Genomic DNA, 17,461 nt, shown 5'->3' on the forward strand with positions numbered 1-17,461 from the left:
CTCGCAGGCTTGTCGGTGCAGACGGTGCAGACGGTGCAGGATGCATGACCATCCCTCTTGAAATGATTGCAAGCTTGCTTAAAAATTGGCAGCATAGCGAATAGGAAAACGCCTGCAATACCGCCTGGGGCGTATCCACCAGTCCATCCCTGAACCGGAGCATCGATGCACACTTTGCCGCCTCCCCTCCTTGCCGCCCTGCCCGCCCCCTATCAATTGCGGCTACAGCACGACGGGGACGATGCCTTTGCCGCCGCGCTGTACAGTGCCACGCGCGATGACCTGCGCCAGATGCAGGCCGAGCCTGCCCTTATCGAAGAGTTGATCGCCATGCAGCGGCGCATGCAGTCGCACGGCTACCGCCAGCATTTTCCGCAAGCGGCCTACCTGGTGTTGCTGTACGGCGACAGTCCCATTGGCAGGCTCGTCATCGAGCAGCGGGAACAGGCGCTGCGCGTGGTCGATATCGCCGTGCTGCCGGAGGCGCGGGGCCGGGGCGCAGGCAGTGCCGTGCTGCGCTGTCTGCAGTCGCTGGCCGAGGCGCAGCAATTGCAGATCCACCTTGGCGTCAACCGCAATAATTTGGCCGCGCGTAAGCTGTATCTGCGGCTGGGATTTCAGGTACAGGCGGAAGACCAGGTGCAGGAGCAGCTGGTATGGCGAGCAGCGCGATGCCACTGACCTTCGATGTGGCCCGCATGCTGCACCCGGCTCAGTTGCCGCTGCCCCGCCTCGGCCTCGCCCCACGGCCGCGCAGTTGCAAGCGATGCGCGCGGCGGCGTGCACGCGACATAGGGCACGGCCTTCCACGGCGATCCGCCGGTGCCCAGGACGACTGCCAGATCGATGATTTTTTTGCAGCCAACTATCTGAAGAGGAGGTTTGTCGACGCACCCGATGAAAACCATGCGAGCCGCATGACCCTCGCGTACCCCATGCAGCTGTTCAAAGGCGGCGCGCAATATGCCGCTGCAATCAACCTGAAACTGACCCTGAAACCATGATAAAAAAAATGACCCTGGCAGTACTCTTTACCGCCCTGTTTCCCTTCTACGGATGCCAGGCGCAAACCACGGCTGAAGCAAAACCCGTTTCCGCTGAAGTCACCACCACCCTGACACCCGACATCGGCGGCATCAAGCAGGTGGTGGAAATCAAGACTGACGACGCGACCAAACCCGTGCTCCTGTTCTTGTCCGGCGGGCCGGGAAGCTCCATGATCAAGGGTGCGGATACCTTTACCAATGCGCTGAAAAGCAGATACACGCTGGTGCAATGGGACCAGCGCGATGCCGGGAAAACCTTGAAACTGAATCCTTCCCCCACGCAACCGTCCGTCGCTCAGATGGAGCAGGACACGTATCAAGTCATACAATTTCTGCGCAAGGAATTAAAGCAGGAAAAAATATACTTGCTGGGTAGCTCCTGGGGTAACGTCCTGGGCTTTTATATCGTCAAGCATCACCCGGAACTGCTGCATGCCTATTTCGCGTCGAATCCTGTCGTGAGCCAGCTGGAAAGCGAAAAAGAATTGCTGCAAGCCTTGAAAGTGCACTTCAAGGACAATGCCGTCGCCAGTCAGGAACTGGACAGCGTCAGTTTCCCGTTTGCCGGTGACGAAAGCATGTTTTATTTAAGAAAATGGCTTTTTTACAAGGATGGCAAGGCATTTGCAACGAGCGAGGGTTTCAAGACGGGCTTTCTTCAATGGTCAAAAACCTGGTCGCCAGTCTGGAACGAGGTCATGAACATTGATTTGCCAAAGACCTTGAAGAGCGTTGATTGCCCCGTGTATTTCTTCGTCGGCAAAAATGATATCCAGACCTCGACCAGGATCACGCAAGCGTATTTCGAGACCTTGAAGGCGCCAAAGAAGGGACTGTTTTTCTTTGATCATTCCGGGCATCAGATACACCAGGATGAACCTGCAAAGTTCCAAGAAGCCATCATCAAGACATTGGATACGGCTGGCAATTCCTGACGCCACGCGCTGGATAAACAAACTGCCCCGACTCTGGTGTTGCCCATGACACCATGCTCGGGAGCTGGCCAGCCGGCCAAAACAGCGCCGCCTCACTCGCCGGCAATGCTCGCAACGGCCCTCCCGATCAGCGACGCCAACGCATGGGCTTGCAAAGCAAGGAATCGACAGACTCGCCTCGATCCGGCACAAACGCCGCAATGCAGACCAATGCCTGGGCCTTGGCATCGTTCCCCGCTTGCGTGACCACGGCGCCGCCATACGAGTGAGCGACCAGGACCACAGTCGCTGGATGCCTGGCGGTCTATGTGGCGGATCAAGGGCAGGCAACATGGGCGTCTCGTGCGGGCTTTGAAACGCAAAAAGCCCAACCGGTAAAGGCTGGGCTTTTCGATACTGCTGATGTTCTGGCTCCCCGACCTGGACTCGAACCAGGGACCTGCGGATTAACAGTCCGTCGCTCTACCAACTGAGCTATCAGGGAAAAGAGGCCGCATTCTATAGGGTAAATTTTGCGATGTCCAGATTTCCTCCTGAAAAAGGTATATTTTCCTGCCTCACCTTGCCAGACACTCAGCCAGGATGCTCTTGCGGGTAGTAGTCAAAGACCAGCACCCGCCCCAGCCAAGGCTTGAGCTGCTCGACAAAGGCCAGGTGGGCCGGATGGGTCAGATACACGTCGCGCGCAGCAGCGTCATCGAAGGTCAGGGTAAAGCAATCGGTAAAGCCATCATCGAGGCCTTCCGGGCTGACGTTCGGCCCCCACTCAAATTGCCGCACGCCGGGAATGCGGTGTTTCAGTTGAGAAAACTCATAGACGAGCTCGGCATGCTTGGCGGAGGTGATGCCATCGAGAAAGTCGCACAGGACGATGTGGCGCAAGGCGGAGGTACAAGTCATGGGAAGGTGCTCCTGAAGTGATGCCTTCAGGATAGCGCAAAACGCGATCACGCACAGCCCAGCTGGCAGCAAAGGAAAACAAAAAAGGCCATGTTTTTCAACATGGCCTTCCGAATTCTGGCTCCCCGACCTGGACTCGAACCAGGGACCTGCGGATTAACAGTCCGTCGCTCTACCAACTGAGCTATCAGGGAAAAGAGGCCGTATTATATAGGGCAACTATTCACATGTCCAGATTCCCATAGGGAAATTCTTATCCTGCCAATCTGCCCGCGTCTGCGGCGGAAAACAAAAAAGGCCACGTTTTTCAACGTGGCCTTCCGAATTCTGGCTCCCCGACCTGGACTCGAACCAGGGACCTGCGGATTAACAGTCCGTCGCTCTACCAACTGAGCTATCAGGGAAAAGAGGCAATATTATATGTCGCTTGCTCCACATTTGCAAGACTGAAACTGCATCTCGACAAACACGGCCACAACCGACTTTCTACCGCCATCAGCGCCGCACTTGCATGCAGCGCCGAAGAAGCAAGATCTTAAAGCACTTTGGCGATCGCGTCAATAACGATGTCGATATTGCGCGAATTCAACGCTGCCACGCAGATGCGGCCCGTGTCGACGGCATAGATCGATTGCTCGCGCAAGGACGCCACTTGCTCCTTGGTCAGGCCCGAGTACGAGAACATGCCGATCTGCTGGCGCACGAATTCGAAGTCGTGCGCTGGCGCCTTGGCTTTCAGCTTTTCCACGAAGGCATTGCGCATTTCACGGATGCGCACGCGCATGCCGGCCAGTTCCTCTTCCCACAGCTGGCGCAGTTCCGGCGTGGCCAGGACGGTAGCAACCACCTTGCCGCCATGCGTAGGCGGGTTCGAGTAGTTGGTACGCACGACGCGCTTCAATTGCGACAGCAGACGGGCAGCTTCATCGGCGCTCGCAGCGACGACGCTCAGGGCGCCCACGCGCTCGCCATACAGCGAGAACGATTTCGAGAACGAGTTCGACACCAGCAGCGGGCCGCCCGCGTCGGCGAAGCGGCGCACCACAGCGCCATCTTCGGCGATGCCGTTGGCAAAGCCCTGGTAAGCCATGTCCAGGAACGGCACCAGGCCGCGCGACGTGACGATGGCGATGATCTGGTCCCACTGGGCCACGCTCAGGTCGGCGCCGGTCGGGTTGTGGCAGCAAGCGTGCAGCACGACGATGGAGCCGGCTGGCATGGCGTTCAGGCTGGCCAGCATGCCGTCGAAGTTCACGCCGTGGGTGGCTGCATCGTAATACGCGTAGTTATTCACGACGAAACCGGCGCTTTCAAACAGCGCGCGGTGGTTTTCCCAGCTTGGATCGCTGATATAGACCTGGGCACCCGGCGCGAAGCGCTGCAGGAAATCGGCACCGATCTTCAGTGCGCCCGTGCCGCCGATGGCTTGCACGGTGATGGCGCGGCGCTCTTGAATAACGGCACTATCGGCACCAAATACGAGTTCTTGCACCGCCTTGTCGTAGGCGGCCAGGCCTTCGATCGGCAGATAGGTGCGTGGCGAGGCCTGTTCGATCAGAATGGCTTCTGCCTTGCGTACGCAAGCTAACAGCGGCACTTTACCGTTGTCGTCATAATAGACGCCAACGCCCAGATTGATTTTGGCGGGATTCTGGTCCGCGTTAAATGCTTCGGTGATGCCCAGGATCGGGTCGCGTGGGGCCATCTCGATGGCGCTAAACAGACTGGCAGAAACAGTTGGGTTCGTCATGATAAGATTGGATTCGATTGGAAGCAGGTTCACAGCGGAGTTGTAGACAGCGCCCCGAATACAACGCCAGGGCCGCCAGCAGAGCACTATTCTAACAAAGGTCTGATTCACATGCCCGAATTATCTACCGCCAGCGAGGCGGAAAGCGCAATTATCTCTTTCCCGGACTCCCCCTTCAAGCTGCACCAGCCCTTCCCTCCGGCTGGCGATCAGCCGGCGGCGATCGCCCAGTTATCCGAGGGGATTGCCGATGGACTGGCCTTCCAGACCCTGCTGGGCGTGACCGGTTCGGGCAAGACCTACACCATGGCCAACGTCATCGCGCGCATGGGCCGGCCGGCCATCGTCTTCGCGCCCAACAAGACGCTGGCGGCGCAGCTGTACAGCGAGTTCCGCGACTTTTTCCCGCAAAATGCGGTCGAATACTTCGTCAGCTACTACGATTACTACCAGCCAGAAGCCTACGTGCCGCAGCGCGACCTGTTCATCGAAAAGGACTCGTCGATCAACGAACATATCGAGCAGATGCGTTTGTCGTGCACCAAGTCGCTGATGGAGCGGCGCGACGTCATCATCGTCGCCACCGTCTCGGCCATCTACGGTATCGGCAACCCGAACGAATACCACCAGATGATTCTGACGTTGCGCGTAAAAGACAGGGTCGCGCAGCGCGACGTCATCGCGCGCCTGATTCAGATGCAGTACACGCGCAATGAAGTCGACTTCGGCCGGGGCACCTTCCGCGTGCGCGGCGATACCATCGACATCTTCCCCGCCGAGCATGCAGAGCTGGCCGTGCGCCTGGAAATGTTCGACGACGAGATCGAATCGATCCAGCTGTTCGACCCGTTGACGGGCCGCGTGCGGCAAAAAATCCCCCGCTTCACCGTGTACCCGGGTTCGCACTATGTGACGCCCCGCTCCACCGTGTTGCGCGCCGTCGAGACCATCAAGGACGAACTGCGCGAGCGTCTCGAGTTCTTCCGCAAGGAAAACAAGCTGATCGAAGAACAAAGGCTGGAACAGCGCACGCGCTTTGACCTGGAAATGATGGCCGAAATCGGTTTCACCAAGGGCATCGAAAACTATTCGCGCCACCTGTCCGGCGCGCTGCCGGGCGAACCGCCGCCCACCCTGGTCGACTATTTGCCCGCCGACGCGCTGATGTTCCTCGACGAGTCGCACGTGCTGACGGGCCAGCTGAGCGCCATGTACAACGGCGACCGTTCGCGCAAGACCAACCTGGTCGACTATGGCTTCCGCCTGCCGTCGGCGCTCGACAACCGGCCCTTGAAATTCGAGGAGTTCGAACAGAAGATGCGTCAGACGATCTTCGTCTCGGCCACCCCTGCCGACTACGAAAAAACGCATTCCGACCAGGTGGTCGAGCAGGTCGTGCGCCCGACCGGCCTGGTCGACCCGCAAATCATCGTGCGCCCCGCCAGCAGCCAGGTGGACGACCTGATGTCGGAAATCGTCGAACGCATCAAGAAGGATGAGCGCGTGCTGGTAACGACACTGACCAAGCGCATGTCGGAGCAATTGACGGAATACCTGGGCGACCATGGCATCAAGGTGCGCTACCTGCACAGCGATATCGAAACGGTGGAACGCGTGGAAATCCTGCGCGACCTGCGACTGGGCACCTTCGACGTCCTGGTGGGCATCAACTTGCTGCGCGAGGGCCTGGACTTGCCGGAAGTGTCGCTGGTCGCCATCCTCGACGCGGACAAGGAAGGCTTCTTGCGCTCAGAGCGCAGCCTGATCCAGACCATCGGCCGCGCCGCGCGTAACCTGAACGGCACGGCAATCCTGTACGGCGACCGCATCACGGACTCCATGCGCCGCGCCATCGACGAGACAGAACGCCGCCGCGCCAAGCAGATCGCTTTTAATACGGCCAACAACATCATCCCGATCGGCGTCAAAAAATCGATCCGCGAAATGATTGACGGTGTCTACAGCCCGCAGGAAGCACGCGAAAACCTGCAAGTGGCGCAGGAAGCGGCGAAGTTCGAGGCCATGAGCGAGAAACAGGTCAGCAAGGAAATCAAGCGCCTGGAAAAACTGATGGTCGACCACGCCAAGAACCTGGAGTTCGAAAAGGCGGCGCAAGTGCGCGACCAGCTGCACCTCCTCAAGCAGCAGCTGTTCGGTGCACCCGGCACCGACAATGTGGCGTCGATCCTGGGCAAGTAAGCGCCAGCAATGGTGTCGGATGACGGCGCTTCGCGCCTGATCCGGCCTGCCCCATCTTCCCGGTTTTCAACGCTCCTGAACAAAGGCCGTCACCGCGTCGATCAGCGCGGGCGCCAGCGGCAGCTCGGGATTGCCATACGACGGCATTTGTTGCGCCAAATCGCCACTGACCATTTTCAATACATGGTTCATGCCTGGCACGATCAGCAACTGCGCCCTCGGCGCGGCCGCCGCCAGCGCCTGCGCGTCGACCACCGACACCTGCAGATCGGTCGCCCCTTGCACGATCAACAGCGGCATGCGCAGCGCGGCCACAGCATCGCAGGGCGAATACTTCAGCGACGAGATCAGATACGGCTGCACGGAAGGCCGGTAAAGCGCCATCAGGGCCGGCGGCACGTCCTTTGCCAGCTCCCCCTGCCTGAGCGAGACCAGAATGCGTTCGTTCTGCGCATACAGCCCGGGCGGCAGGCGCGGCTTGAGCTGCGCGCGCAGGATTTCGTCGAGCGTGCTACCCGCGCCAGCGATCGAGATGCAGGCATCGGCAGGCACCCTCTGGCAAGCTAGCGCAGCGATCAGCGCGCCTTCGCTATGGCCAGCCATCACGATATGCGAAAAGCGTGGATCGGCGCGCAATTGCCGCAGCCAGGCCGTGGCGTCGTCGATATAGTGGTCGAAACGCAGATCAGCCTCGCTCAGCCCTGCCTGCGTGCTGGCGCCGATGCCGCGCTTGTCATAGCGCAGCGTAGCGATGCCATTGCGCGCCAACGCGTCAGCCAGCATGCGCAGCCCATCATTGTGGCCCGGCAACATGGCGCTGTTGCCATTGCGGTCAGTCGGACCGGAGCCGGCATGCAGCAGCACCACCGGCACCTTGCCATCCACCTTCGGCAGCGACAGTGTGCCGTGCAATACGCCGCCAGTCACCGCCAGCGTCACCTCCTGTTCACCACCGGTGGCGGCGCGTACCGACAAGCACACCATCAAGACCAACATTCCCAGCGTCCATCGCAACATGCTTCCCTCCTGTCAGTGAATTTCCAGTTGATCCTTGTCCAAGCGCTTGCACTGCAGCAACGAGTACAGGATGGCCAGAGGCGCCCAGGCCAGCGCCAGCACCAGCAGCAGCCAAGCAGGGGCGCCCAGTGCCAGTGCGACCAGTCCCAGCAGACCGCTGCCCACCATCAGCCTGGCCGCCAGTCGGTGGGTGACATACCATACGCGCTCACTGGCCAGCGTCCACGGCGTGCGGATGCCGAGATAGAAATTGCGGCGCACCTTGCCCATTGGATTGCCAGCCAGTATCAGCATCACCAACAGCCCGGCCGGCACCGCGCGCGCTATCGGCACCGCCATGCCCATGGCGCTGGCCAGGACCAAGCCATGCACGTACGCGAGCAGGCCCATCACGACCACGAAGCTGTAGTAAAAGGTGGGCGCGAACGGCTGCACTTCAAAGCGACGCGGCGACAGCGATGGCAGCAGCAAGGCCAGCAGCAGGAGGAAGGCCATCAGGCCCGGCCCCAGCAGCCACAGCACCGCGCGCGGCGCGTAGCCATCCACCTCGCCCCGGTAATTCCAGTGCACGGCCACCACCTCGGGCAACTGCGGCCAGGCGTACAAGGTGGCCGCAATGACGGCGGCGATCATCAACAGGCTCAGGGCGATAAAGCGCGCTTTCATCATTTGCTCTCCTTATGGTCGGTATCGGTCAGGTCCAGCATCCACGCCAGCACATCCTGCAGCACAGTGGTGTTGAGGCCATACCAGATGGTCTGGCCTTCGCGCCGGCGCGTGATCAGGTCGGCATCCGCCAGCACCGCAAAATGGTGCGACATGGTCGGCTTGCTCATGTCGAAACGGGCGGCCAGGTCGCCGGCCGTCATTTCACCGGCCCGCAGCAGCCGCAGGATTTCGCGCCGCGCAGGGTCAGCAATCGCCTTGAAGGCACTGTTGGCGGCATTCATATTAAGATAAACATCTAATTAGATAGTTATCTAAATATAAAGCCAGCTGCGGCTGGGGTCAAGCGATTTTCAGTACCCGCCCGGACAAGAAGACGGACGGGACACGATTCCCGGCCCTGCTCTCAGGCCCAGCCCGGCACCGCCCTACTCCGGCAGCGAATAGTCGATGTCGTAAAAATGCTGGCCGTTTTCAATGCGGATGGCCATCGTCCCGCTGATGCCCGGCAGTTGCCCCGTGCCGGAATACGGCACGATGACGATACTCAGCTCCTGCCTGCCGTCGGCCATCGTGCCGAAATGCTGGGCCACGAAACTGCCCTCTTTTCCCTGCAGGACGCCCGTGATGGCTTCCATCGCGACATAACCGGCAGCGCCTTTGGTGTCAGTCACGCCATTCAGCATTTGCCTCGTGGCAGTGGCGACAAGGTCGCCCGCATACACCTTGTCAAGCAGCACCCTGCCCAAGGTCGTGCGCCCCGCGCGTTGCGGCGCCGTGGCCGGCGTCATGGTGATGCTAAAACTTCCCGTAGCGTGCGCGTGCATGCGATGATTCCCCTCTGTAGACGAGGCGGCGCCGGCTGGCGCCACCGATAGACAACATGCGGCCAGCATCAGGCCCGGCCAACTGTGTTATTTCATGATTCCCTTCCGATCAATGCGAGAGGACCAGCTTAAGGCCGTGCAGGAGACAAATATTGGATAAAGCCGACAGCGCGGCCAATCTGCTTGCCGTGCGCGGGCAAGCACCGAAAGGCATCGTGGATCCACAGGCGGCGGCCCGCCGCATACGCCTGGCGACCTATCCACCGGCTGCAGCGCTGGCGCCGTTCGTCGAGTATTGCTGGGTGGTCGAATGGGACCGGCGGGGCTGCGCACCGGAGACGCAGCGCGTGCTGCCGTATCCGAACGCCCATCTGGTTTTCGATGCCGGACGCACTGCCATTCATGGCGTGGTGCGCGGCGCCTTTGACAGGCCATTGATCGGTGCAGGCAAAGTACTGGGCGTGCGTTTCGCGCCAGGTGGCCTGCGCCCGTTCATCACGCAGCCACTGTCAAGCTTCATCGACACGACCATCGCGGCCGAGGCGCTGCTGGGCATGCCTGCAGCGCAAGCCGAGGCGCGGGTGTTAGGCAAGTCCGACGATCTGGCCATGGTGGCGCAGGCACAGGCACTGCTGCTGGCAAGACTGCCGCAGGTCGATGATGCTGCCCTGCTGTCCGCCCGCTTGACTGCCGCGGCAGCGGCCCATAACGGTCCGGCGAGTGTGGCGCAACTGTGCGAAAAAATGGCCATTGGCGAACGCAGGCTGCAGCGCCTGTTCGCCAACTACGTAGGCGTGCCGCCGAAATGGGTCATACAGCGCTACCGTCTGCAGGAGGCGATATGGCGCCTGGCGCAGCCCGATGCACCCGACCTGGCCAGCCTGGCACATGAACTGGGCTTTTTTGACCAGGCCCATTTCAGCCGCAGTTTTGCGGAACTGGTGGGCAGCACGCCGCTCGACTATCGCCGCTCGCAATTGGCGAAAGTCGCCTAGCCCGGCGCTTCAGTGCACTCACCACATCGCACTGCACTGCAGTCATGTTCGCCGCCCCTGCTTTCCTATGCTCGCGCTCATCATGTCGAACAGGGTGCGTGACGCGGGCGGCATCGCATACTGATGCCGGCTAATCAAGCCCAGTGTCCGCTTCACGGCAGGATTGACGAGCGGCACGCCGACCACCGTGCTTTGCCGCTCCGGCAAAATGGACAGCCCCGGCACCGCTGCCACGCCCAACCCCGACTCCACCAGCGCCAATATGCCTGATACATGGTTGATCTCGCACGAGATCCAAGGGTGCTTTTCCACGCCAGCCAGCGCTGCATCGAGCACGCTGCGGTTGCCGCTCGACTTGGCCACCGAGATATAGCGCTCGTCGACGGTGTCCTTCCAGTTCAGTTTCTTGCGCTTGGCCAGCCGGTGATCGTGCCGCATCGCCAGCACGTAGGTCTCGACGTAGATGGGCTGGAAATTGATCTCCGGATTTTCCGCGCCGGTAAAGCTGATGCCGAAATCCGCCTCCCCCGCCAGCACGAGATTGAGCACGTCTTGGGCGCTTTCGTCATGCACACGCACGCGGATTTTCGGAAACTGCGCGCTGAAGCGCTTGAGCACGTCAGGCAGGAAATGCCATACGGCCGAAGGCACGCAGGCGAACGTCACCGTTCCGGTGCGGTGTGCGGCGAGGTCGGCGACGCCCAGTACGGCATCCTCCAGGCCATTGAGCGCATCGCGTACGTTCACCAAAAACACCTGTCCGACATTGGTTAGCTGCACGCGCCGGGTGGTGCGTTCGAACAGCTTGACACCCAGCGCATCCTCCAGTTTTTCGATGCGGCGGCTGAGCGCCGGCTGCGACAGGAACAGGTCGGCTGCGGCCTGGCGAAAGCTGTTGCGCTCCGCCACTGCCACGAAGGCCTGCAAATCATGAAGTTCGTAATTGATGCGTGCCATGCATTAATCCCTGGAAAAATTGCAATTATCAAATTATGCCATTTCAACGATGATGGGATCCTAATACTGAGCCTCGCCAAGAAGGCATCACTTAAAAAACGGAGACACCATGCCCGCCATTTGCAGCGGCGTCAACAACACAAACCGCTGGGGCGTGCGCGGCCAAAGCCGAGAAGCTGTGCGACCGGCAGGCCTGGACCGACCTCAAGCCGCCGCTCGGATCGGTGTATCTGGGACGCCAGGCGACCATGCTGGGCGACACCAACGCGCCGTTGGACCCGCTGGCGATCCGCTGCGCCTCCCTCCATCTGAACATCGACATCGCGCAGCGCCACGGGCCATGTCGATGACGGCTTCCAGCGCGCTTTCGCCTACCCGGAAAAAAACGCTCTCGCCACGCTCGGCCCTGGACCTCGAATTGGACTACACCCTGTGGCAAGGCGATACCGCCGGCGTCACAGGAGCGCGGGCCAACGACCGCAAAGGCATGAGCCTGACGTTCGGCCTCATGCGCAAATTTTAACGACAGGAGAAACAACGATGCTTCAACATATCCTGGTGCGGCGATCCGCCCCCATACTGGCCGGCTTCATGCTGCTCGCCGCCGGCGTGGCCCACGCCGCCGACATCCGCGTGGTCAGCTCAGGCGGTTTCGCGCAGGCCTACAAAAACCTGGCGCCCACCTACGAGCGCGCCAGCGGCAACCATCTGCTGTCCGAATGGGGGCCGTCGATGGGTACCACAAAGAATGCGATCACGGCGCGGCTGGCACGCGGCGAACCGATCGACGTCGTCATCATGGTGGGCGACGCGCTCGACAAGCTGATGCAGGAGGGGCGCCTGGTCCCCGGCAGCAAGGTAGTCCTGGCGAATTCGCCGATTGCCTGCGCCGTGCGGCGCGGTGCGGCAAAGCCCGACATCAGCACCACCGAGGGCTTGCGCAGCGCTTTCCTGCACGCGAACAAGGTGGCCTATTCGGACAGCGCCAGCGGCGAATACATCGAGAAGCAACTGATGAAGAAACTGCACATCTCGGAACAGATGCAGGGCAAGGCCGCAAAAATTCCCGCCACCCCCGTCGGTGAAATCATCGCGCATGGCGAGGCAGATTTTGGCTGCCAGCAGCGCAGCGAACTGCTGCCGGTCGAGGGCATCGACATCGTCGGCCTGCTGCCGCCGGAAGTACAACTGATAACGCAGTTTTCGGCAGCGCTGGTCCCGGGCGGCAAAGAACCAGAAGCCGGCCGCGCCTTGCTACGCTTCCTCGCCGCCCCTGCCAACGCCGGCGCGATCGAAGCAACCGGACTGGAACCGGTATCGGCACCCATGCCAATCACACACTAGACGACGTCACTCATCTTTCATCAATAGGTAAACCATGGCCATTCCATCCACCGTCACGCCCAACGCCAAGGCTGCGCCGCCGCGCGCGCAGGTGCGCCCTCCCTCGCGCATCGCCACCGTCATCCGGGTGACGAGCGGGAACTTCATCGAAATGTACGATTTTTTCCTGTTTGGTTTTTACGCGACGTATATTGCCAAGGCCTTCTTCCCAGCCACCAGCGAATACGCGGCCTTGATGATGACGTTCGCCACCTTCGGCGCGGGTTTCTTCATGCGGCCGCTGGGCGCCATCATCCTCGGCAGCTATATCGACCGCATCGGCCGCCGCAAGGGCCTGGTGCTGACCTTGGCCATCATGGCTTCCGGCACGGCGCTGATCGCCTTCGTGCCCGGTTATGCAACCATCGGGCTGCTGGCGCCGTTCCTGGTGCTGATCGGGCGTTTGCTGCAAGGCTTCTCCGCCGGCGTAGAACTGGGCGGCGTATCGGTCTACCTGTCCGAGATGGCGACACCGGGCAACAGGGGATATTACGTAAGCTGGCAATCGGCCAGTCAGCAAGTCGCCATCATCTTTTCCGCCGCGCTCGGCTACTGTCTCAACGAAACCTTGAGCAAGGAATTCATCGCGGACTGGGGCTGGCGCATCCCGTTCTTCATCGGTTGCTCTATCATCCCGGTGGTGTTCTACATCCGCCGTTCGCTACAGGAGACCGAGGCCTACCTGACGCGCAAGTCCCATCCGACGTTCCGGCAAATGCTGGGGACTATCACCCTCAACTGGCCGCTGGTCGTCGCCGGAACGATGCTGATCGTGCTGACGACGGTCGCGTTCTACCTGATCACCGTCTACACGCCGACCTTCGGCAAGAACGTGCTCAAGCTGAGCACAGAGGAAAGCCTGCTCGTCACGCTGTGCATCGGCTTGTCGAACTTCATCTGGCTGCCCCTCATGGGCGCTCTGTCCGACCGGATCGGGCGCTGGCCAATCATGGCCGCGTGCTCGGCGCTGACGGTGCTGACCGCCTATCCGGCCTTGTCCTGGCTGGTCGCCCATCCCAGTTTCGACCACATGCTCATGGTGGAGCTGTGGCTGTCCTTCCTCTATGGCAGTTACAACGGGGCCACCATCGTCGCGCTGACGGAAATCATCCCGGCCAGCGTCAGGACCACGGGTTTTTCGCTGGCCTACAGTCTGGCCACCGCGCTGTTCGGCGGCATGACGCCGCTGGTATCGACCTTGCTGATCGAAAGCACCGGCGACAAGGCGGCGCCAGGCTACTGGATGGCAGGCGCCGGCGCCATCAGCCTGCTGGCCACGTGGCTGATCTATCGCGGCATCGTCAAGGAGCGCCATCCCGTCCCGGCATGAACCCGTCCCACCTGGCCAGACGGCATGTCATGGTGTCATGGCCAGGCGGGCCGGCGCATGTGAAACAGGCTGTCCGGTCCGATCTCAAAATAATCGGCCGGCCCGCCACCGCGCAATATCGGTGCAGCGGCGGCCGTGTCGTACACGCCATCGCTCAACAGATGGCGCGCGATATGCACGCCCACCACTTCACCCAGCACCAGCCAGCTGCCGACACCATCGCCATTGACGCCTTGCAGCTCGATGATTTGCGTGCGCCGGCATTCGAAGGACACGGGGCTTTCGGCTACGCGCGGCACATTGACGATGCGCGAGGCGGCCGGGCTCAAGCCGGCCAGCGCGAATTCGTCGACGTCGGGCGGCGCCGCCGCGCAGCTGAGGTTCATCGCCTCGGCCAGCGGACGCGTCGCCAGGTTCCACACGAATTCGCCCGTCTGCTCGATATTGCGCAAAGTGTCCTTGCGGCCGATGCTGGAAAACCCGATCAGCGGCGGCGTGTAATTGAAGGCGTTGAAAAAACTGTAGGGCGCCAGGTTCAGCACGCCTGCGCTGCTGCGCGTGGCGATCCAGCCGATCGGCCGTGGCCCCACAATCGCGTTGAAGGGATCGTGCGGCAGGCCGTGGCCCTGCGCAGGTTCATAAAAGTGAATGGGGTCAAGCACGCGCGTTCCTGAAGTCAAAAGAAGTCAAAGGCGCCCGGGGATGGAGCGCCTGAAACGACAGCTTACTGGAATTGCCGCCACCACGTTGCCAGCCCGCCGGCGCCAGGTGCGCTCGTACACAGACGACCAAGGCGACAATTGTATGGCGCGCCCCTGCACGCCTCGCTTATGATGGCACAACTCAACCCTTATCATAGCGCTACCGCCCATGCATACACTCACGCTGCACCAGAAAGTGTTCTTGCTCCTCTTGAGCATCGTCACCATCGGCTTCGGCTGGATACTGGCGCCATACGCTGGCGCCATCTTCTGGGGCGTCATCCTGGCGATCCTGTTTGCACCTGTGTATCGCTGGCTGCTGCGGAAAACCAAGGGCCGCGCCGGCCTGGCGTCGGTGCTGACCTTGCTGCTCATCGTCGTCATCGTGATCCTGCCGCTGTCGCTCATTTCAGTGTCGCTGATGAACCAGGCGGCCAGCGTAGTGGAAATGGTACGTTCGGGCGAAATCACGGTCGGCATGTTCTTCAATAAAATCATGGCGGTGCTGCCGCAATGGCTGATCAATTTGCTCGAGCGCTTCAATCTGAGCAGCCTGGCCAGCCTGCAGGACAAGCTGGCCGAGGGCGCCACGCAGCTGAGCCAGGTGGTGGCGGTGAAAGCCATCAATGTGGGCCTGTACACCTTTGAATTCCTCACCAGCCTGTGCATCATGCTGTATCTGCTGTTTTTCCTCATGCGCGATGGCTCCGCCCTGTCGGCCCGCATCAAGGGTGCCGTGCCGCTGAGCCGCAAGTACAAGCAGCGCCTGTTCACCAATTTCACCACGGTGATCCGCGCTACGGTGAAGGGCAACATCCTCGTGGCGATTGCCCAGGGTGCCCTCGGTGGCCTGGCGTTCTGGTTCCTGGACGTGCCCGCCCCCCTGCTGTGGGCAGTGCTGATGGCCTTCCTGTCGCTGCTGCCAGCCGTCGGCGCCGCCCTCGTCTGGGCGCCCGTGGCCGTCTACTTCCTGGCCACCGGCGCCATCTGGCAAGGCGCAGGCCTGGCCGCCTTCGGCGTCTTCGTCATCGGCCTGGTCGACAACGTGCTGCGCCCCATCCTGGTGGGCAAGGACACCAAGATGCCCGACTACGTGGTGCTGCTGTCGACCGTGGGCGGCATGGCCCTGTTTGGCCTGAACGGCTTCGTCATCGGCCCCGTCGTGGCGGCCCTGTTCATCGCTTCGTGGGATCTGTTCGTCTCGGCCAGCGAGTTCCAGGCCGAGGATTAAAGCGTGGCGACCTGGCCAAGCGGGAAACAGATGCGCATCAACCCTGCACGACAGGAGCATGATTTTTCTCTCGGCCAGCGTCCCCATGGCCGCTACATCGCCGCGATTATCCTGCTGCACCTGGCGCTGTTCTGGGCCGCTACGCAGCCCGTACACACCAGCATCGAGCACGATGACCGGGTCTGGCTGCAGCTGACGCCACCACTGCCGCCAACACGAGGGTTGATTCCACCCGCCGAGCCAGATCCAGCGCCGGCACCTCCGCCAACCCTTCCATCGAGCACGGCAAGCGTGTCGCCACAGAAGGAGGCGCCAGCACCGGTGCAGGACCAGCCGCAAGACGATGCCCTGTCGGCAGAACCGGTGCCTGCCGCACCCAAGGCCGCCCCCCTCACCCTGGCGCAACAGGCGCTGCAGGCAGCCGGCGCCATCGACCGCCAACTACGCGCAGAGCATCCGCAGGAATTCGTGGCGCCGCCCGAGACGCCGCACACGCGCCTGGCGAAAGGCTTCGCGGAAGCGCATGCGGCGGTCAAGCCGAAGTGGTTCGAAGCAGCACGTATCGAACTGTGGAGCGCACCAAACGATCCCAAGCGCATCTACCGCGTCATCACGGCGACCGGTGAATACTGCATCTATTTGCCGGACAAAGGCAATATGACGCTGAACCTCAGCGCGCGATCCGGCTACGCCGGTTTTGGCGAAGGGACTGCGGCGCCTTGTCCCATCAGGTTCTAACGACGAGTGAAGGTGGGTAGCGGGAGGTGTACGAACAGCCCGGATCGCTTGCATTGACACTGCCATTGCACTATCGTTACAGCACGCGCGTGTTGCCAACCTTGCAAAACAACCGGAGATCCTACCGTGTCGCTCATCCTCTACGGCCATCCTTTTTCCTCGTACACGCAGAAGGTGCTCATTGCCCTGTACGAGAACGCCATACCGTTCGACTTCCGCTGCCTGGCACCGGACATGCCGCAGCACCTGCAGCAGTGGCTGGCGCGCTGGCCGCTGCGCAAGTTTCCGCTGCTGGTGGACGGGGAGCGCAACGTCGCCGAGACCAGCATCATCATCGAATACCTGCAAGTGGCCCATCCCGGCCCGCTGCGCCTGCTGCCGGACGACTCGATGCAGGCGCTGGAAGTGCGCTTTCTCGACCGATACTTCGACCTGCATGTCATGACGCCCGTGCAGCTTGCCGTCGGCGCGGCCCTGACTGGCGACCCGGCGAAGACTGAGGAAAGCCGCGCGTTTGCCGGCGAAAAACTGGACCTCGCCTACGCCTGGCTGGAAACCCACCTGGCGGGCAGGACGTGGGCCGCCGGCGAAGACTTTACCCTGGCCGACTGCGCCGCCGCCCCGTCGCTGTTCTATGCCGACTGGACGCAGCCGATTCCCGCCGCGCTGCCCCTGCTGCGCGCCTACCGCGCGCGCCTGCTGGCCCGCCCATCGTTCGCCCGCGCTGTGGAAGAAGCACGCCCGTATCGCCACCTCTTTCCCCTGGGCGCGCCGCAGCGCGATTGA

General features: G+C 61.5%; 19 protein-coding genes and 3 tRNA genes. 11 read left to right on the forward strand and 11 right to left on the reverse strand.

The window, feature by feature from the left end:
• Positions 1–165: 165 nt before the first annotated feature.
• Genes CLU92_RS12455 through CLU92_RS12460 form a run of 3 tightly spaced genes read left to right on the forward strand, consistent with a single transcriptional unit; the run spans position 166 to position 1,981 of the window.
• Positions 166–681 carry an N-acetyltransferase gene (locus tag CLU92_RS12455; protein WP_101482146.1) on the forward strand — a complete coding sequence of 172 codons (516 nt, stop codon included), beginning with the start codon at positions 166–168 and terminating at the stop codon, positions 679–681.
• Positions 672–1,004 carry a hypothetical protein gene (locus CLU92_RS27485; RefSeq protein WP_143452607.1) on the forward strand — a complete coding sequence of 111 codons (333 nt, stop codon included), beginning with the start codon at positions 672–674 and terminating at the stop codon, positions 1,002–1,004. The genes CLU92_RS12455 and CLU92_RS27485 overlap by 10 nt, the downstream gene beginning before the upstream one ends.
• Positions 1,005–1,012: 8 nt before the next feature.
• A complete protein-coding gene (locus tag CLU92_RS12460) occupies positions 1,013–1,981 on the forward strand; it encodes an alpha/beta fold hydrolase (protein WP_101484648.1) in 969 nt (322 codons plus the stop codon).
• Between the two features lie 408 nt (positions 1,982–2,389).
• Here CLU92_RS12460 and CLU92_RS12470 read toward each other — a convergent pair.
• The 5 genes from CLU92_RS12470 to CLU92_RS12490 all read right to left on the reverse strand — a co-directional run bounded on the left by CLU92_RS12470 (position 2,390) and on the right by CLU92_RS12490 (position 4,631).
• A tRNA-Asn gene (locus CLU92_RS12470) sits at positions 2,390–2,465 on the reverse strand.
• An 89-nt stretch (positions 2,466–2,554) separates the two neighbouring features.
• Positions 2,555–2,881, reverse strand: coding sequence for a Dabb family protein (locus CLU92_RS12475; RefSeq protein ID WP_101482147.1), 327 nt, complete (start codon positions 2,879–2,881; stop codon positions 2,555–2,557).
• A gap of 118 nt (positions 2,882–2,999) precedes the next feature.
• Positions 3,000–3,075, reverse strand: a tRNA-Asn gene (locus CLU92_RS12480).
• Between the two features lie 134 nt (positions 3,076–3,209).
• Positions 3,210–3,285: transfer RNA gene (locus tag CLU92_RS12485), tRNA-Asn, on the reverse strand.
• A 131-nt stretch (positions 3,286–3,416) separates the two neighbouring features.
• Complete coding sequence (locus tag CLU92_RS12490) at positions 3,417–4,631, reverse strand: amino acid aminotransferase (protein WP_180338505.1); 1,215 nt, start codon at positions 4,629–4,631, stop codon at positions 3,417–3,419.
• Between the two features lie 111 nt (positions 4,632–4,742).
• Here CLU92_RS12490 and uvrB point away from each other — a divergent pair, with 111 nt between their 5' ends.
• Entirely contained in the window at positions 4,743–6,830 is a 2,088-nt protein-coding gene (gene uvrB, locus CLU92_RS12495; protein WP_101482148.1) for an excinuclease ABC subunit UvrB, read from the forward strand.
• A 66-nt stretch (positions 6,831–6,896) separates the two neighbouring features.
• On the opposite strand, the gene CLU92_RS12500 is transcribed toward uvrB, so the two are convergent.
• From CLU92_RS12500 to CLU92_RS12515, 4 genes are all read right to left on the reverse strand, one after another.
• Positions 6,897–7,847 carry an alpha/beta hydrolase gene (locus CLU92_RS12500; RefSeq protein WP_101482149.1) on the reverse strand — a complete coding sequence of 317 codons (951 nt, stop codon included), beginning with the start codon at positions 7,845–7,847 and terminating at the stop codon, positions 6,897–6,899.
• Between the two features lie 12 nt (positions 7,848–7,859).
• The gene (locus CLU92_RS12505; protein WP_257561071.1) at positions 7,860–8,516 is read right to left on the reverse strand and encodes an SdpI family protein; all 657 of its coding nucleotides are present in this window, start codon (positions 8,514–8,516) and stop codon (positions 7,860–7,862) included.
• Positions 8,513–8,797, reverse strand: coding sequence for an autorepressor SdpR family transcription factor (locus tag CLU92_RS12510; protein ID WP_101482150.1), 285 nt, complete (start codon positions 8,795–8,797; stop codon positions 8,513–8,515). The genes CLU92_RS12505 and CLU92_RS12510 overlap by 4 nt, the downstream gene beginning before the upstream one ends.
• Positions 8,798–8,941: 144 nt before the next feature.
• Positions 8,942–9,340: a DUF3224 domain-containing protein gene (locus CLU92_RS12515; RefSeq protein ID WP_101482151.1), complete on the reverse strand. Its 399-nt coding sequence runs from the start codon at positions 9,338–9,340 to the stop codon at positions 8,942–8,944.
• Between the two features lie 152 nt (positions 9,341–9,492).
• Between CLU92_RS12515 and CLU92_RS12520 the strand changes: the two genes are divergently transcribed.
• Complete coding sequence (locus tag CLU92_RS12520) at positions 9,493–10,335, forward strand: helix-turn-helix domain-containing protein (protein ID WP_257561072.1); 843 nt, start codon at positions 9,493–9,495, stop codon at positions 10,333–10,335.
• A 42-nt stretch (positions 10,336–10,377) separates the two neighbouring features.
• Here the strand turns inward: CLU92_RS12520 and CLU92_RS12525 are convergent, their stop codons facing one another.
• Positions 10,378–11,292 carry a LysR family transcriptional regulator gene (locus CLU92_RS12525; protein WP_101482152.1) on the reverse strand — a complete coding sequence of 305 codons (915 nt, stop codon included), beginning with the start codon at positions 11,290–11,292 and terminating at the stop codon, positions 10,378–10,380.
• Between the two features lie 346 nt (positions 11,293–11,638).
• Between CLU92_RS12525 and CLU92_RS27795 the strand changes: the two genes are divergently transcribed.
• The 3 genes from CLU92_RS27795 to CLU92_RS12540 are packed head-to-tail and all read left to right on the forward strand — an operon-like array spanning position 11,639 to position 14,005.
• Complete coding sequence (locus tag CLU92_RS27795) at positions 11,639–11,815, forward strand: hypothetical protein (RefSeq protein WP_180338506.1); 177 nt, start codon at positions 11,639–11,641, stop codon at positions 11,813–11,815.
• Positions 11,816–11,832: 17 nt separating this feature from the next.
• Positions 11,833–12,636 carry a substrate-binding domain-containing protein gene (locus CLU92_RS12535; RefSeq protein ID WP_101482154.1) on the forward strand — a complete coding sequence of 268 codons (804 nt, stop codon included), beginning with the start codon at positions 11,833–11,835 and terminating at the stop codon, positions 12,634–12,636.
• A gap of 34 nt (positions 12,637–12,670) precedes the next feature.
• Positions 12,671–14,005 carry an MFS transporter gene (locus CLU92_RS12540; RefSeq protein ID WP_101482155.1) on the forward strand — a complete coding sequence of 445 codons (1,335 nt, stop codon included), beginning with the start codon at positions 12,671–12,673 and terminating at the stop codon, positions 14,003–14,005.
• Between the two features lie 35 nt (positions 14,006–14,040).
• On the opposite strand, the gene CLU92_RS12545 is transcribed toward CLU92_RS12540, so the two are convergent.
• Positions 14,041–14,667 (reverse strand): flavin reductase family protein, encoded by a 627-nt coding sequence (locus CLU92_RS12545; protein ID WP_101482156.1) that lies wholly within the window; start codon positions 14,665–14,667, stop codon positions 14,041–14,043.
• A gap of 208 nt (positions 14,668–14,875) precedes the next feature.
• On the opposite strand from CLU92_RS12545, the gene CLU92_RS12550 reads away from it, so the two are divergent.
• The 3 genes from CLU92_RS12550 (at position 14,876) to CLU92_RS12560 (ending at position 17,461) form a co-directional block, all read left to right on the forward strand.
• A complete protein-coding gene (locus tag CLU92_RS12550) occupies positions 14,876–15,937 on the forward strand; it encodes an AI-2E family transporter (RefSeq protein ID WP_101482157.1) in 1,062 nt (353 codons plus the stop codon).
• A gap of 3 nt (positions 15,938–15,940) precedes the next feature.
• Positions 15,941–16,675 (forward strand): hypothetical protein, encoded by a 735-nt coding sequence (locus tag CLU92_RS12555; RefSeq protein ID WP_133990064.1) that lies wholly within the window; start codon positions 15,941–15,943, stop codon positions 16,673–16,675.
• A gap of 126 nt (positions 16,676–16,801) precedes the next feature.
• Entirely contained in the window at positions 16,802–17,461 is a 660-nt protein-coding gene (locus tag CLU92_RS12560; RefSeq protein WP_101482159.1) for a glutathione S-transferase family protein, read from the forward strand.

The sequence above is a fragment of the Janthinobacterium sp. 61 genome (genome assembly GCF_002846335.1).
Classification (GTDB): Bacteria; Pseudomonadota; Gammaproteobacteria; order Burkholderiales; family Burkholderiaceae_D; genus Janthinobacterium.